This is a genomic window from Cyclobacteriaceae bacterium (assembly GCA_030584025.1).
In the GTDB taxonomy this organism is placed as follows: Bacteria; Bacteroidota; Bacteroidia; order Cytophagales; family Cyclobacteriaceae; genus UBA2336.
The window spans coordinates 3348715-3364337 of sequence record CP129487.1 but is presented as its reverse complement, the minus strand read 5'-3'; the positions used below and the strand labels follow the sequence as shown (position 1 = coordinate 3364337).

At 43.7% G+C, this 15623-nt stretch carries 14 protein-coding genes and 1 pseudogene; 6 read left to right on the top strand and 9 right to left on the bottom strand.

Going from position 1 to position 15623, the window contains the following annotated elements:
- Positions 1-38: 38 nt before the first annotated feature.
- Both QY309_15155 and QY309_15150 read left to right on the top strand, forming a co-directional pair.
- Positions 39-920 carry a carbon-nitrogen hydrolase gene (locus tag QY309_15155; GenBank protein ID WKZ59192.1) on the top strand — a complete coding sequence of 294 codons (882 nt, stop codon included), beginning with the start codon at positions 39-41 and terminating at the stop codon, positions 918-920.
- A 49-nt stretch (positions 921-969) separates the two neighbouring features.
- Entirely contained in the window at positions 970-2016 is a 1047-nt protein-coding gene (locus tag QY309_15150) for an agmatine deiminase family protein (GenBank protein ID WKZ59191.1), read from the top strand.
- Here the strand turns inward: QY309_15150 and QY309_15145 are convergent.
- The 3 genes and pseudogenes from QY309_15145 to rimO form a co-directional block, all read right to left on the bottom strand.
- Positions 2013-2585, bottom strand: a complete 573-nt coding sequence (locus QY309_15145; protein WKZ59190.1) for a 5-formyltetrahydrofolate cyclo-ligase — start codon at positions 2583-2585, stop codon at positions 2013-2015. The two genes, QY309_15150 and QY309_15145, sit on opposite strands and share 4 nt — an antisense overlap.
- Positions 2586-2608: 23 nt before the next feature.
- Positions 2609-4147 (bottom strand): annotated as a pseudogene (gene bshC / locus QY309_15140) (bacillithiol biosynthesis cysteine-adding enzyme BshC).
- Positions 4148-4232: 85 nt separating this feature from the next.
- On the bottom strand, positions 4233-5546 hold the full coding sequence (rimO, locus tag QY309_15135) for a 30S ribosomal protein S12 methylthiotransferase RimO (GenBank protein ID WKZ59189.1): 1314 nt from the start codon (positions 5544-5546) through the stop codon (positions 4233-4235).
- Between the two features lie 85 nt (positions 5547-5631).
- Between rimO and QY309_15130 the strand changes: the two genes are divergently transcribed.
- Entirely contained in the window at positions 5632-6084 is a 453-nt protein-coding gene (locus tag QY309_15130; protein WKZ59188.1) for a DUF6452 family protein, read from the top strand.
- A 13-nt stretch (positions 6085-6097) separates the two neighbouring features.
- Positions 6098-6727, top strand: a complete 630-nt coding sequence (locus QY309_15125; GenBank protein WKZ59187.1) for a DUF6048 family protein — start codon at positions 6098-6100, stop codon at positions 6725-6727.
- 195 nt (positions 6728-6922) lie between these two features.
- Here the strand turns inward: QY309_15125 and ftsY are convergent, their stop codons facing one another.
- From ftsY to QY309_15100, 5 genes are all read right to left on the bottom strand, one after another.
- On the bottom strand, positions 6923-7882 hold the full coding sequence (ftsY, locus tag QY309_15120) for a signal recognition particle-docking protein FtsY (GenBank protein ID WKZ59186.1): 960 nt from the start codon (positions 7880-7882) through the stop codon (positions 6923-6925).
- Positions 7883-7986: 104 nt separating this feature from the next.
- The gene (locus QY309_15115) at positions 7987-8142 is read right to left on the bottom strand and encodes a DUF4295 domain-containing protein (GenBank protein WKZ59185.1); all 156 of its coding nucleotides are present in this window, start codon (positions 8140-8142) and stop codon (positions 7987-7989) included.
- 2 nt (positions 8143-8144) lie between these two features.
- Positions 8145-8327, bottom strand: coding sequence for a 50S ribosomal protein L33 (gene rpmG / locus QY309_15110; GenBank protein WKZ59184.1), 183 nt, complete (start codon positions 8325-8327; stop codon positions 8145-8147).
- 20 nt (positions 8328-8347) lie between these two features.
- Entirely contained in the window at positions 8348-8584 is a 237-nt protein-coding gene (gene rpmB / locus QY309_15105) for a 50S ribosomal protein L28 (protein WKZ59183.1), read from the bottom strand.
- A gap of 122 nt (positions 8585-8706) precedes the next feature.
- Positions 8707-10899: a T9SS type A sorting domain-containing protein gene (locus QY309_15100; protein ID WKZ59182.1), complete on the bottom strand. Its 2193-nt coding sequence runs from the start codon at positions 10897-10899 to the stop codon at positions 8707-8709.
- 66 nt (positions 10900-10965) lie between these two features.
- On the opposite strand from QY309_15100, the gene murF reads away from it, so the two are divergent.
- Both murF and QY309_15090 read left to right on the top strand, forming a co-directional pair.
- Entirely contained in the window at positions 10966-12249 is a 1284-nt protein-coding gene (gene murF / locus QY309_15095; protein ID WKZ59181.1) for a UDP-N-acetylmuramoyl-tripeptide--D-alanyl-D-alanine ligase, read from the top strand.
- A 220-nt stretch (positions 12250-12469) separates the two neighbouring features.
- Positions 12470-13129, top strand: a complete 660-nt coding sequence (locus QY309_15090) for a DUF2461 domain-containing protein (protein ID WKZ59180.1) — start codon at positions 12470-12472, stop codon at positions 13127-13129.
- Between the two features lie 2 nt (positions 13130-13131).
- Here QY309_15090 and QY309_15085 read toward each other — a convergent pair whose 3' ends face one another.
- The gene (locus tag QY309_15085; GenBank protein ID WKZ59179.1) at positions 13132-15612 is read right to left on the bottom strand and encodes an AsmA-like C-terminal region-containing protein; all 2481 of its coding nucleotides are present in this window, start codon (positions 15610-15612) and stop codon (positions 13132-13134) included.
- Between the last annotated feature and the right edge of the window lie 11 nt (positions 15613-15623).

The following is a 15623-nucleotide window of genomic DNA, read 5'->3' as shown; positions in this document are numbered from 1 at the left end:
GCCAATCACCGTAATTTTACGTCCTTAACTTTTCAGACGTGGCGAGTAAACTTGTAAAGATTGGCACCGTGCAAATGTCGTGCACGAATAACAAAGAAGAAAATCTTCAAAAAGCAATTAAAGGCGTTCGTGAAGCGGCTGCCAAAGGTGCGCAGATTGTTTGCCTTCAGGAATTGTTCACCTCACTCTATTTCTGTGATGTTGAGGATTACGAGAATTTTAAGTTAGCTGAATCTATTCCTGGTCCATCCACTGAGACGCTTGCTGCCGTTGCAAAAGAGCTTGGCGTTGTGATCATTGCTTCGTTATTCGAAATGCGCACACAGGGTATTTATCATAATACAACAGCTGTATTAGATGCCGATGGCGCCTACCTGGGCAAATACAGAAAAATGCACATCCCTGATGATCCATCATATTTTGAGAAATTTTATTTCACACCAGGGGATCTAGGATACAAGGTTTTCAAAACAAAATTTGCAACCATTGGTGTGCTAATTTGCTGGGATCAGTGGTACCCGGAAGCAGCCCGGATTACGGCTTTGATGGGAGCTGAAGTTTTATTTTATCCAACAGCCATTGGCTGGGCTACTTCACAAGACGAGGCTACCAACTCGGAGCAATACAATGCCTGGCAAACCATTCAACGCAGTCATGCCGTGGCAAACGGACTACATGTGGTAAGTGTAAATCGTGTTGGGTTTGAACAGGAGGGGAGAATGAAGTTTTGGGGAGGTTCGTTCATAGCCAATCCAATGGGTAGCATATTATACAAAGCCCCACATGATGTGGAGGAGGTGAATGTGCTTGAAGTTGATCTAAATAAGACGGACAGCTACCGCACACACTGGCCATTTTTGCGCGATAGACGCATCGATTCTTATCAGCCCATTACGAAGAGATTTATTGATGAGGATTAGGCAAGATTCCATGGTCGATAACTGACTGTGGACCATCGACTATCACACCATGGACTATATGAAGACGCCAAAAGAATTAGGATTTTACTTTCCAGCAGAGTTCGCCAAACACACTGCTACGTGGTTGAGTTGGCCGCACAAAGAAGCTTCGTGGCCTGGAAAAATTCACACCATTTACCCGGTGTATGCCGAGTTTATAAAGCGTGTTGCAGAAGGTGAGTTAGTCAATATTAATGTTGTTGATGAAGCAATGAAACAATTCGCTGTTCAACAATTGCAAAAAGCAGGAGCCGACTTAGCGAAAGTTAATTTTTTCTTTCACCCTACCAACGATGCCTGGTGCCGCGATCATGGTCCGGCTTTTCTGATCAATCCGAAAGAAAAAAAGAAAATGATTGTCGACTGGGGTTATAATGCGTGGGGCGGCAAGTATCCTCCGTTCGATTTGGATGATGTTATCCCCACTCTTATCGCGAAGCACTATAACATTCCAGTTGTAGAACCGGGAATTGTGATGGAAGGCGGCTCGGTTGAATTTAATGGAAAAGGAACGTTGCTTACGACCCGCGCTTGTTTGTTGAATCCAAATCGCAATCCCCACCTTAGTCAGAAACAAATTGAAGAATACCTGGTCAGCTACTATGGTGTTGATCACATTTTGTGGTTAGGTGATGGCATTATCGGTGACGATACCGATGGGCATATTGATGATTTGACCCGCTTTGTAAATGAAAATACAGTAGTGACAATCGTTGAAGAGAATCAAAGCGATGAGAACTACGAGATTCTTCAGGAGAATTTAAAAGAGCTAAAGACTTTGCGATTAGAGAATGGTAAACAGATTAATATTGTTGAGCTACCTATGCCTGCTCCTGTGATTTATGAAGATCAACGACTGCCGGCCTCATATGCAAATTTCTACATCAGCAACAACTATGTTGTAGTTCCTACTTTCCGCGACAAAAATGATGATAAGGCTTGCTCCATTCTTCAGGATTGCTTTAAAGACAGAACAGTAATCGGCCTTGACTCGACTGATATTATTTGGGGCTTGGGGTCATTTCATTGCTTGAGCCAGCAAGAGCCGGAAATCTAAAACTGAATCAATTGTTTTGGTGTAAGTACACTGTTTAGCGAAACATCGGAGTTGGTGACTGAATCAATTTCGTTAGGTGCATCGAAATGCGAAATTCCGATTTTCAAGCAAGCAGGTTTAGCAGTTTTTAAAAACCGATCATAATATCCTTTGCCATACCCAACCCGGTTGCCTTGCTTATCGAAAGCAAGAAGCGGAATCAGTACCATGTCAATTTTTTCAGGTGGTGTAGGAATCCCTTGAGTCGGCTCCAAAATTCCCCAGTTGTTTTTTTTAAGCTGGTGCAATCCCTCAAAATAGAAGTTTTCAAGTTGATCGGTCTCGTTATTTACCCGTGGAATGCTTAACCGGACATGTGGAAACTCCCTGCGGATGCGGTCAATGATAAGCCATGTATCAGGCTCACGTTTTTCAACTACAGGAAGAAAGGTATGCAGCACATGAATAAATGAAAGATCGACACTGGTAAAGAAAATTTCAGTAAGACGATGATTAAGGGCCAAATACTCGGCTTCGCTGAGTGCTTTTCGTTTTTGAAGATAAAGTTTGCGTAGTTCCGGTTTGGTCATGCGTAACGCAAAATAGAAAAATTGAAATCAAAAGGATTAAGTGACTGAATCAAGGTTGGAATGAATTGCTGGTCAGTTTGTGCGAAGTTCAGAAAGTTATCGGTACGTTCTTGTAAACCTCCATTTGGGAATAGGGCATCTTTTACCGCTTCAATTTGGCGGAGTAGGTCAGTATGTTTCCGCTTCTCAGCTTTCAAAAGTTTTTGTTCAATTCTCAGTAAGCCCTTCATTACACGTTGTTGTTCAGCACCAACCAGTGGGCCTAATGTTTTGTCGATTTGAGTTACATTTTCCTGGATGCGCGTGAAGTAATCTTCAATTACTTTTTTTTCACCATTCAAAGTAAGTTCTGCGGTAGATATTTTGAGTACCGCATGGTTGAATAACTTGTCTTTTGCTAAAAAGAGTTCTTCTATGGTTAGTCCGGTTTTATCAAATTTCCGCGCTAAGGGCGCATCCATGATCAGGGCAAAATTCCGTGGCATCAATACAGGGAAGGGAATGTTGTGGTGATCAAAAATACCTTTGAGCTGTAACCAATAGACCAATTCAGCAGGTCCACCCACATAAGCAAGGTTAGGTAAAATCATTTCCTGGTAAAGCGGGCGCAACACTACATTTGGACTGAATTTTTCGGATGATTGCTGTACTAACTCGCGTAACTCAGTTTCTGTGAAGGAAATGTCGGTGTCAACAACATTGTATTTTTCTCCAACTTTTTCAATCCGACTTCTTAATCCATCTTCCAGGTAAAACAAGTTTATGTCGCGACAATGGATTTGAGTCTTGTACCCGTTGGCTTCCAATGCCTGATCGGCTTGATCAACCAATGGTTTGTGACGTTGTTCGAACAGATCAGCCTCAATAGCAGGAATAAATAGTTTCTTTAAAGATTGATCGTCACCATCTACAACAATTAGCCCTTCACTGCCAAACAAGGCGTTTACATAGTAGCGTACTGCATCACTTAGTTTTTTGTGCTTGGTGTATGCCTCTTTAAAAAGTGCTATATCTCCCGGTATTTCTGAAAGCAATTTTTTAAAATCATCGGTATGAAACCGACCCACAGCGCCTTGTTGTTTCGTTTCCCATGTATACTTTTTTCCGTAAAGCCTGAAACTTTTTATTTCATCATAATCATGATCTTCGGAAGCCATCCAGTACACCGGTACGAAATCATATTCGGGGTAAGCTTGCTTGAGTTGCTTACAGGTATTAACAACCGTGATGATCTTATAAATAAAATAAAGCGGACCGGTAAAAATATTGAGTTGATGACCGGTGGTTATGGTAAACGTATTCCGTTGTTTCAGTTTTTCTACGTTAGCTTTTACAGCATCGGTTGCATCAATGTTTTCATACTGTTTGAGCAGCGAAGCAACCAACACATCGCGATGTTGTGCTGGAAAGGAACCTGACTTTTCTGCCAGCTGGTCTTTAAAATTTTCGATAGCCGGAAATCGGCCATAAAATGGTTTCAACGATTCCTTTTGATGGATATAATCCAGAAAAAACGGGGTAAATGCGTGGGTAGCCTCAAAAGGAATCTTCTGGATCTGCATGGGTCAACAACAACTGGTGGTCAGAAAAAACATACCGAAATAACGTTTATTTCGTCCTTGAGTTCCACAAAATTTACACGAAGATTTACCGCACAACCTCCCCGTACAGGTCAAATTCGGTGGCCGAGGTGATTTTTATTTCAGCAAAATCTCCTATGCGCAGGTATTCCTGAGAAGCGTTGATGATTACTTCATTATCCACTTCCGGTGAGTCAAACTCCGTTCGCCCGATAAACTCACCGCCTTCTTTCCGATCGATCAAAACCTTAAAGGTTTTTCCAACCTTTTCCTGATTGAGTTCCAGCGAAATTCCCTGTTGCAACTCCATGATTTCATCGGCCCGTTGCTGTTTAACTTCATCCGGAACGTCATCTTTCATGGAGTAGGCATGTGTGTTCTCTTCATGCGAATAGGTGAACACACCCAGCCGATCAAAGCGCGAACGCTCCACAAAATCGGCCATCTCCTGAAAATCTTCATCGGTTTCACCCGGGTGGCCAGCAATCAAAGTTGTACGAATGGCAATGCCTGGAACTTTGGTGCGGATGGTTTGCAATAGCTCTTCTGTTTTTTCGCGAGTCGTGCCCCTGCGCATCATTTGCAGCATACGACTTGAACCATGTTGCAAAGGAATATCAAGATATTTACAGATGTTACTTCGTTCAGCCATCACATCCAATACATCCAACGGAAAGCCTGAAGGAAAAGCATAATGTAGTCGAATCCAGTCAATGCCCTCCACATCGGATAATCGCTGAAGCAATTCAGCCAGGTTTCGTTTCTTGTACAAATCCAGGCCGTAGTAGGTTGAGTCCTGTGCTATCAGCAATAATTCTTTCGTTCCGCCTTTAGCTAAATTCCTGGCTTCCAGCACCAGTTCTTCCATGGGACGCGATACATGCATGCCGCGCATCAACGGAATGGCGCAAAACGAACAAGGCCGGTCGCAACCTTCCGAAATTTTCATGTAGGCATAGTGACTCGGGTTGGTAAGAATTCGTTCGCCCACAAGCTCCTGCTTGTAATCAGCTTTGAATTGTTTCAATAACCGCGATAGATCGCGGGTTCCGAACCAGGCATCCACATCAGGGATTTCTTTTTCAAGATCATCTTTATATCGCTGCGACAGGCAGCCGGTTACATATACTTTATCTACGATGCCTTCTTCTTTGGCGTCTACATATCGCAAAATGGTGTCAATCGATTCCTGCTTGGCGTTATCGATAAACCCGCAGGTGTTGATCACCACCACGCTTGCATCATCGTTTTTCGATTCATGCACTGCATCGATGCCATTGCCTCGCAACTGGGTCAGCAATACTTCTGAATCCACCACGTTTTTAGAGCACCCCAGGGTAACGATGTTGACCTTTGTTTTTCTGTTTCCTTTTGTTTTCACGTATGCCGGCTAAGAATCTGCAAAAGTACGAAAAATAAGCTGGCCCGAAGTTTGGCCTTGTAGATCAAAAACTATCTTTACAACCGTGAAAAACGCGTTTTGGTTATTATTACTGCCCCTCTTTTCCTGCCTGGATCAACCGGATTGTTTGCGTACCGCTGATACGGCTTTGGTTGTATCCTTTCGCAAGTTGGAAGGCGGGGCAAGAGACACCGTAGTACTGTATCAGGTTGTGGCGCTTGGTGCTGATAGCATTTTCTACAGCCCCGGCAATGAGCCTGATACGTTAAAAGGTACCACGGCCTTGTTGGCTGTTGATCCGTTTAATACCGAAACCTCGTTCACCTTTTATTTCCATGAAAGTGAGAAAGAATTGCAGATAGGATACAATCGTGAGGTGCGATTTGTGTCGGATGAATGTGGCAGTGAAATTTTTCTTTCCTCACTGGAGATTTTAAATACAACCTTCGATTCTGTTCGAGTTGTGAATCGTCAACTTACCAAAAGCCGGACTGTCAACATTGAGATTTTTAATTAGCATATTTTTTTTCATGGTAGCACTAACCGCGGTGGCTCAACAAGCTGATACGGTGAAAAAGAGTTATCTGCCAACCGGTGTTCGGTTCGGTGTGGATATGATCAGCATAATCCGCACACCCATTGAACCTGAGTTTGGCGGCTGGGAAGGCGTTGCCGACATCGATTTTGACCGATACTACTTGGTGGTGGAGGCTGGTCGCTGGTCGCGCGATCTAACATCAGAAAACGATACATATTCCAATAGCGGGAATTTCTGGCGGACAGGTGTTGATGTGAATTTTCTAACGAACGATCCGGAACGAAATAATTTCTTTCTGGGCCTGCGCTATGCGCGCGGAACATTTTCAGAACAACTCACCACATTTATTAGCGACCCTGTGTTTGGAGATGGCACCATTCAAAATACCAATAACGATGTGCGTGCTTCCTGGGCTGAACTAACATCCGGATTGCGCGTACGTATGTTTAGTGTGTTTTGGATGGGCTACACGATTCGATACAAATTCGGACTCAACACCAATGAATCGAGCGGGCTGGTGCCCTACGATGTGCCGGGCTATGGACGAACAGACAAAAACAGTACGTGGGGCTTTACATATTATGTGCTGATTCGGGTACCGTTTGAGGGGGGGGAGAAATAATTTTTTAGTGTTATATTTGACTAACAAGAAATAACACCAATGGAACCGATATTAATTCTCCTGACGCTCTCAGTAGTTTTATCAGTCGTGGTTGCAACCTATGCCCAAAAGAGGGGTTTTCGATGGGTAGAAATCTTTTTGATTGGATTACTCTTTTCTCCGATTATTTCTTTAGCCGTTGTTTTGGTACGCTCACTAACCTTTTTTGAAAAGTGAGTCAACAAACTCAGCTTTGTTGAACACCTGCAAGTCGCCAACTTTTTCGCCAACGCCAATATATTTAACAGGTATTTTAAATTCATCGGATATTCCGATGACTACGCCACCTTTCGCTGTGCCGTCCAATTTGGTAATGGCTAATGAAGTAACATCGGTTGCTTTGGTGAATTCCCGTGCCTGAATCACTGCATTTTGTCCGGTGCTGCCATCCAACACCAACAACACTTCGTGTGGCGCATCCGGTATCACTTTCTGCATCACCCTTTTGATTTTCGATAACTCGTTCATCAGGTTTACTTTGGTATGCAACCGGCCAGCGGTATCAATGATGATGATATCGGCACCCCGATTAACACCTTCCTGAACGGCATCAAAAGCCACAGCCGATGGGTCGGTGTTCATGCCTTTGCTGATTACGGGTACACCCACACGTTCGCCCCAAAGTTTTAGCTGATCTACCGCAGCTGCCCGAAATGTATCCGCTGCGCCCAACACAACGGATTTGCCGCGCTCTTTAAACTGCGCGGAAAGTTTACCGATGGTAGTGGTTTTACCTACGCCATTTACACCCACCACCATAATCACATATGGCTTCTTTCCTTCCGGGATTTCAAAATCAGCTTGATCGGTGGATTGATTTTCTGCCAACAAGGCGGCAATTTCTTCTTTCAGTATACGGTCAAGTTCGCTTGTGCCCAGGTATTTATCGCGGGCAACGCGTTGCTGAATGCGCTCAATAATTTTCAATGTTGTGTTGATGCCCACATCGGACGAAACCAGAATTTCCTCCAGGTTGTCCAGCACATCATCATCCACGGTGGATTTCCCCACCAGGGCCTTACCCAGCTTGCTGAAGATGTTACTGGAGGTTTTTTCTAACCCTTTGTCTAACGACTCCTTTTTTTCTTTCGAGAATAATCCGCCTAAAAATGCCATGGCACAACTTAGTAAAAATTAAGCCCCGCTCCATGAAGAGCAGTTACTGATTGGGTATAAAAAAAGTCCCGGGTGGGACTTTCCATGAATGCGTTAACCGAAGCTTACTTCTTGGCCAAAACGTCTTTCACCAATTCGGCAGGAACGATTTCTTCCTTGAATGTATAGGCGCCTGTTTTTTCAGACTTCACAGCACGGATCACTTTTGCAAAGTTTTTTCCGTCTGTCTTTTTCAGTGTAGCAACAACCTTCTTTGCCATGATTACTTAATTTCTTTGTGAACAGTTACTTTTTTAAGGATGGGGTTGTATTTCTTCAACTCCAAACGCTCGGTAGTGTTTTTGCGATTCTTGGTGGTGATGTAACGGCTCATGCCGGGCATACCGGTTGCCTTGTGCTCGGTGCACTCTAAAATCACCTGAATCCTGTTGCCTTTCTTTGCCATGATTCTTTACTGTTTATTGATTAAGCCAGGTGTCCTTTTGCTTTCGCTTCTTTCAAAACGGCAGTGATACCCAACTTATTGATCGTTTTAATTGCCTTGGTGGAAAGCTTCAACGTAATCCATTTTCCTTCTTCCGGAACAAAAAAGCGCTTTTTCTGAAGGTTCGGGTAGAACCTGCGCTTGGTTTTATTGTTCGCGTGCGATACGCTGTTTCCAACCTGTGGACGTTTTCCGGTAATTTGACAAACTCTCGCCATGTCTCTATTCGTTTACCCCTAAAAAAGGGACTGCAAATATCGGGAAAACGACCCCAATTATCCAAGTTTAACCTGAAATTACCTTGAAATCATCGAAATGACTGAAAATGACCCTTTTTACGCTAATGAATAACGATTCTGCGCGCAAATGATCGGTCATTAATAAAGAAGCGCAGGATGTATATCCCGGCAGGCAGCCCATCAACCCGAAACTGATACAGCTGCTGGCCCTGCATTAAAATGGGGCTTCCAAGTTCCTGCCCGGTAATGCTAACAAGGTAAACAAAGGCCGGGCGGTCCACGCTGATGTTAATCACATTGGTATTTTCACGAACAACCGGGTTGGGATAAACCGTGATTTGGGGTGATTCGGGCAAGGCCTGGCTTTCATCGGGTTGCAAAATGTGTAAGCCGCCTAAAGCATTACCCACCACAATAGCGGGCCGGTTGGTGTTAAAAATGTTGGCAATGGCTGGCCACACCCGGCCCCCCAGGTTTTGATTGATATACGTTTCGGAAAGTGAGTTGAACAAGATATTAGTGGTGCCCGAAGAAGCGTCCGTTTGATTTTTGAAATCATTAATAATGGTTAGCCGACCAAGCTGATCACCCAATACCAGGTCTGCTTTTCCATCACTATTCAAGTCGGCTGATGCCATAGAAAGATTCTGCCTCAGTATGCTTGGCCCCAAACCGAGGTAATCGCTTTCTACCAAGGTAAAATTGGGTGAGGTTGGTGTACCGGTGTTTTGCCAATACTCTATAGACCCATTCAGTTTTCCTATTAAAAGATCAGGCAACAGATCGTTGTTGATATCCGTGAGCAATACATTTTCGGCATTCCATGGAATGGGAAAATTCAGGGATTGAATCTGCTGGCCTGTAAAGTTTAATCCGGCACTGCTCGTGTTGGCCACGTAGTACAGGTTGGTGCCAACACCGAATTGGTTGGAGGCTGTAAACACCAGGTCAGCTTTTGCATCGCCATTCACATCGGCAAACTGAGGCTTGATGTTGGTGAAATTATTGAACGACAGGCCAATTACATCATCCGTAAAAAATTTGAAAACAGGTTCCGTGCGGGTTCCAATATTTTCATAGTAAAAGATTGAGGCTCGGTTTCCGTTAACAAACGTTCCGATAAACATATCCAAATCGCCATCGGCATCTGCATCAAAAAAAGCCGGCACAGCATTATCGCCAACATCAATCATATTGTTTTGTAAGAAATCACGTTGCTGAAACGAGAATTGAGGCAGTTCACTTGTGCCCGTGTTTTTATAAAACCAGGTGGACTGACGTAAATTGGTTTGCAGAAATTCGCGTGCAAAAATATTCGGAGAGGCCAGCAAATCTTTTTTTCCATCAAAGTCAACATCTTCATAATAGACAGATGGGAATGCCAGAATATTAACCGGTGTTGCTGTGGGGAAATCAATTGCACTGGTTATAACAGGGTTTTCGTTGGTGCCCTCATTGGTAAGTTGGAATACGTGCGTACACTCTGCCTCCGAAAAGAGCACATCCATGTCGCCATCGTTATCAACATCAAGCACGAGTAAACTTTTTCCGCCCGCGTGCTTTTGCCGGCCACCGGTTGAACAGGGTTCACCAAATTCAAAAACACCGCACTCACATTCCTCCACACCGCCCCAGTATTGGGTAATGCGTTCAAAATCCAGCGAGTCGCAGGTGCCGTAACGCTCCATGCTGAAGTTTTGATGATATTCGATTGTACTGCTGCCTACAAATTTCACATTCATGATATCCAGATCGCCATCGCCATCCATATCCACAATAGCAGGCAGGTCATCCGACTGCAATTGCAGGTTGATCTTTCCAGAGAATCCTTTGGTTAGCAGCACCGGACTTCTTGGTCCGTTAAATCCCGTATAAAACGTAAGTTGTTCCCATGCCGGTGGTTGATTGGGCTCACTGATGTTTCTGAAAACTTTTATTCCCTGTACATCTTTGGTGAACAAATCTTTTCTGCCATCGCAATCAAAATCGCGCAGCATCATAAAGCCCGAGGTTTCTTCCGGAAAATATGGCTCGTATTCGGGCGCGTGGCTGTATTGGTCGTCAACATTCAAATAAGTAATCACCCGATTCGCCATGCGGTCAAAAAGTACCAGGTCCTCTTTTCCGTCAAAATCAAGATCCATGGTATTGAACTGCGCTGCATTTAATCCGCCTGCCCAGGGCATGGTTAGGGTGTCCTGATCGACAATTACCGGAACCTGCTGATTAAGCACGTAGGTAAATTGCGCCTTGGCAAGAAGTGCGACAAATACAAAAAGCGTGGTCAGGCGCATAAAACTTTTTTACATGGATGTAACGCATACGTTCATCCTCCTGTTATCTTGGTGGGTAAGATAATCATGGATATTCAGAACTTATACCAAAACTACCTGAAGACCGGTAAAGTTTCGACTGATACGCGGCAGATCACACCCGGTTCGATTTTTTTTGCATTAAAAGGCGAAAAATTCAATGCCAACCAGTTTGCAGAGGAGGCATTGGCCAAAGGGGCTCAACTGGCTGTAATTGATGAAGCTGCTTTTGCCAAAGACAATCGGTATGTGGTGGTGGAAAATGTGTTGAAGACGCTGCAACAATTGGCGCGTTACCATCGCGATCAATTAACCATTCCTATAATCGGGTTAACCGGGTCAAACGGAAAAACCACATCGAAGGAATTGTTGAATGCCGTGCTGGCAAAAAAAATTAAAACCTTTGCCACAAAAGGAAACCTGAACAACCATATTGGTGTGCCGTTGTCTGTTCTCTCCATAGACAACACCGTTGAGATTGCTGTGATTGAAATGGGAGCAAACCATCTTGGTGAGATTGCAGATTTGTGCAACATCGCCAATCCAACCCACGGGTTTATTACGAATATCGGTAAGGCTCATATCGGCACGTTTGGCGGGTTTGATAATATTATTCGCGGAAAGTCGGAATTGTACATGCACCTGATCAACCAACAGGGCACCGTGTTCATCAATTCACAAAACCCGATACTGTTTAACATGGCCAAGCGGTTTAAAAATCCGTTGCTATATCCGACCAAAGGCGATTACTTTCATTGTGAATTGATCAGTGCTGATCCGTATATAAAAATCCGGACGGAGGATGGGCGAGAAGCGCAGACCAAATTGATTGGCGCTTACAATTTTGAAAACATTGCCACCGCGTTGTGTATCGGTAAGTTTTTTGGTGTGGATGCCACCCTTGCGTTGCAGGCAGTGGCTGAATATGAACCCGCCAACATGCGCTCGCAGGTAATTAAGAAAAATTCAAACACGATTGTTCTTGATGCCTACAATGCCAATCCGAGTTCAATGGAAGCAGCCATCAGAAACCTGGCGGACATGAAGGCCGATCATAAGGTTTTGATTTTGGGGGATATGTTTGAGCTGGAAGAGGAGGCAGAGGCTGAACATCGCAACATGGGTAAACTCATTCGTGATTTGGGATTTAACGATGTTTTGCTGTGTGGTGAATTAATGAGTTCAGCGCTAAAGGAGTTTCCACGAGCGAAACATTTTTATAAAAAAGAAGATTTGCTAGAATACCTGAAGCAAAACCCAATCAGTCGGGCTACCGTTTTAGTGAAGGCATCCAGGGGAATTGGTTTGGAAGCGGTGATGGATGTGATTTAGGAATTACGTAAGCTCAATAGGAGCGAACTTTTGGTAAGAATAAATGACCTGTGTGTCTACCCGTGCCGACTACTATAGTAGCTATGAAAAAATACCTGAATCCGGCACGTACGCACAAACCTATGATCAAAGGCGTAGGACCGCGGCTGAGCGTGGACGTTTCAAATATATGGATGACTGGGATTAAATTGGAAAGAATAAAATAAATAAGGTTTGTGATATGCAATTCGATAAAATTCTAAAATTTCTGAAAGACATCGCGAAGAACAACAACCGCGATTGGTTTGAACAGAACAAGCCACGTTATGTAGAAGTGAAAAACCTTTTTGATGATTTTTTGGAAGACCTGCATAAAGAATTGTTAAAGTTTGATGAAAGCCTTGGCGGAATCAATCCGCGCAAGCTGGCCTTTCGCATTTACCGCGATGTGCGTTTCAGCAAGGACAAGCGACCATATAAAACGAATATGGGTGCCGGTTTTTCCTTTCGTGGAAAAATGGAGCAGGAGCCTGGCTACTACGTTCACATTGAACCAGGCAACAGCTTTGTGGCAGGAGGCTTGTACATGCCCAATGCGGAAAACTTAGCCAAGGTGCGCCAGGAAATCGATTACAATGCCGATGCATTTTTGAAAATCCTCAAGGACAAAAAATTTAAAAAATACTTTTCAGGATTGGATGAGTTTGATCAGGTAAAAACCGCTCCGAAAGGGTATGCTAAAGAGCACCCGCACATTGGCCTGCTAAAGAATAAGAGTTTTATTGTCTCGCATTATTTCAGCGACACACAGGTGAAGGATAAAAAATTCATGAAGCAGGTTGCCGAGGTGTGTAAAGCAGTAAAGCCGTTGAATGATTTTTTGAGAGAGGCGATTCAGTAACCTTACTGATTTTCATTATCCCAATCAAACTCTTCCGTAGAAAGCTCAACATCCTTTTTCTTCTTCTTGTTCTTGAAGATATCTCTAAGTTCCTGTACTTCCTTTTTCAGGTCGGCAATGATTTTTTTCTTAACAGCTTCTGTATCATACAAAACCCGGTAGTCATCCGTGGTGCCCACAATCTTCAAAAACAACTTGGCCCGGCCCTCCATTTCTTCAATGGCCCCGGCTGCTTCGTTGATGTCGATTTTGCGCCTGTTGTTTAAGGGCGTAACCACGCGGTAATCAATGTGCTGATCAAATTTATGCGTACCACTGATCTGCAATACGGTGGCGTTGCTGCGTACTTCCATCATGGGAATGTAAACCGTTTTGTTTTCGATGTGGATGTCGTTTTTCAAATCGGCAAAACGAAGGGCACTTAAACTTTCATCGTCTAAGTATTTGTTCAAACTTTTTAAGGGTTCGAAATTATTCAGTTCTCCATTTTTTATAGTGGCACTGATGTCGGCCACCAGCGTTTCAGGGAAAAGTTTCAGGTTTTGATTTAAGGTCATGTCGAGCGTAACATCGGCATAAGCCTGGCCTTTCAAATGCCGATCTTCAATAAAATCCTGATAAAAGTTTTCGAACACATAAAAGATGCTATCTACGGCAAGTCCGTTTAGCTTGAATGTGCTCATCACATCAATGGCTTTCGGGTTGTTGGCATCTACAATGCCAGAGAGCGTGAGTGCGCCACCCATGGCGTTTACCTGAATGTTACGCGATATAGCCACCTGGTTCTTCACCAGTAAATCGCCTTTCAGGTTTTGGCCCGTAAAACGTTTGTAATTCAATCGTTGCACATCGCAATTGAAATTCAGGTTAATGTTTCTAGAGATTTTGAATTCATAAGCGGTTGCTTCTCCGGTTTTATCAGACTCACGACCAAATGCATATGCGAACAATTCATCCACGTTAAGTGAATTTGATTTCAAATCGGCCTCAATGCCTACGGGCTGATCTTCAAATAGCAAAAACGTGACAATATTTTTAAAGAATCCATTTAGTCTGAAATCGCTGCTGCCTAAAGATCCACTTACGTTGCTAAGCGCAAGATCATTGTTGTTGAATTGAAAAGTGCCGTTCAGGTTTTTTACTGGGATTTCATCTTTCCCATAAACAAAATTCAAATCCGTAGCCTGAATTGATCCGCGTGTGGAGGTGCGCTGTGCCGTAGCCTTACTTTTTAGCCACGATAATCTTCCTTCAAAAGCAATATCAGTAATCAATGTTCCGCTAACCTGACTTAACGTGGCAATCGGATAAAAATTTACAATAGCCTGTGCATCGAGGTCGCCTTTGAAATCGAGAATCACATCCGGATCAGAAAAATTTCGGACCACCAGGTTGGCCCGAAACGGTTGACCGTTGAGTTTACCGGTCATGTTTTTTAACGACAACACACCTGCTGATGCATCGCGCAGGCTTGAAGTAGCAAAGGAGCCTTCGAGGTTGGCATCTTCAATTTTTGATGAATAGGTGGGATGCAAGAAAGTAGCCTTATTAAAACCAAAGGTGGCAGAAAAACCCGGACTTTTATTTTTACTGATCTCGCCCTGAAGACTTGCACGAAAATACACATCGCCACGACTTTGGTATTGCTGATAGGCGCTTGCATTCTTTTCCGGAAGCAGCGATAACAGCGTTTGGATGTCGGTGTTTTCACCTTCAGCAACCAGGTTAATTTCGTTTTTGGCTTTCCAACGATAGGTACCCTGAACATTGAAAAGTGAGGTGCCCAATATCAGGTCGCCCGATTTTATCTGAATGGCTTTGTTGTCATCATCGTAATCAAGAGAAGTATTTACTACGAAAGTCTTGCCGGCTAGCAAATCAACGTTTCCTACATCCATTTTTTCGGTAGTCACATCGCCCTTGGCCGTAATGGCATACACATCATTAAACGAGCGGATGGTAGTGTACAATTGTTCGCTGGTAAAAATCATCTCATCAGTGCGCTCCAGATCGATGTACCGCACGCGTGTGTTTTTTAACACGACATTCTTCAGTTCAAATTTTATTGGCCCGCCATTGCCGGTTGATTTGGTGATGGTGTAATTATTCTCCCCCTTCGCATTAATTTTCAGATTGGTTTCGCTGTCGGAAATTTGTAAACCTTGTATGGTGTATTGCCCACGGTAAACTTCTACCGGGTTAAGGTGAAAGGAAATTTGTTTGGCGGTAAGCAACGGGTACTGCCCCGCATGGCTGTCTTCTACATACACATCCTTAAACACAATTGACATATGCGGGAAGCGCTGAAATACTGACACATCAATCTTCCCGATTTTTACCGGGGTACTTAACTGCTCGTTGGCTTTGAGAATAAATTGCTTGATGATTTGATCCTTGAACAAAAATGCAGACACCACCAGGGAGATAACCGCTACGGATACCACAAGGGCAACATAGAAAAGTACTTTCCGGAAGGTTTTCAAGCTTAAAAAAT

What these genes read in the sequence shown, in the direction of transcription:
- QY309_15150 (WKZ59191.1), top strand. Translation starts at nt 970, where the DNA reads ATGGACTATATGAAGACGCCAAAAGAATTAGGATTTTACTTTCCAGCA.
- QY309_15145 (WKZ59190.1), bottom strand. Translation starts at nt 2,585, where the DNA reads ATGACCAAACCGGAACTACGCAAACTTTATCTTCAAAAACGAAAAGCA.
- QY309_15125 (WKZ59187.1), top strand. Translation starts at nt 6,098, where the DNA reads ATGGTAGCACTAACCGCGGTGGCTCAACAAGCTGATACGGTGAAAAAG.
- ftsY (WKZ59186.1), bottom strand. Translation starts at nt 7,882, where the DNA reads ATGGCATTTTTAGGCGGATTATTCTCGAAAGAAAAAAAGGAGTCGTTA.
- QY309_15115 (WKZ59185.1), bottom strand. Translation starts at nt 8,142, where the DNA reads ATGGCAAAGAAGGTTGTTGCTACACTGAAAAAGACAGACGGAAAAAAC.
- rpmG (WKZ59184.1), bottom strand. Translation starts at nt 8,327, where the DNA reads ATGGCAAAGAAAGGCAACAGGATTCAGGTGATTTTAGAGTGCACCGAG.
- rpmB (WKZ59183.1), bottom strand. Translation starts at nt 8,584, where the DNA reads ATGGCGAGAGTTTGTCAAATTACCGGAAAACGTCCACAGGTTGGAAAC.
- QY309_15100 (WKZ59182.1), bottom strand. Translation starts at nt 10,899, where the DNA reads ATGCGCCTGACCACGCTTTTTGTATTTGTCGCACTTCTTGCCAAGGCG.
- murF (WKZ59181.1), top strand. Translation starts at nt 10,966, where the DNA reads ATGGATATTCAGAACTTATACCAAAACTACCTGAAGACCGGTAAAGTT.
- QY309_15090 (WKZ59180.1), top strand. Translation starts at nt 12,470, where the DNA reads ATGCAATTCGATAAAATTCTAAAATTTCTGAAAGACATCGCGAAGAAC.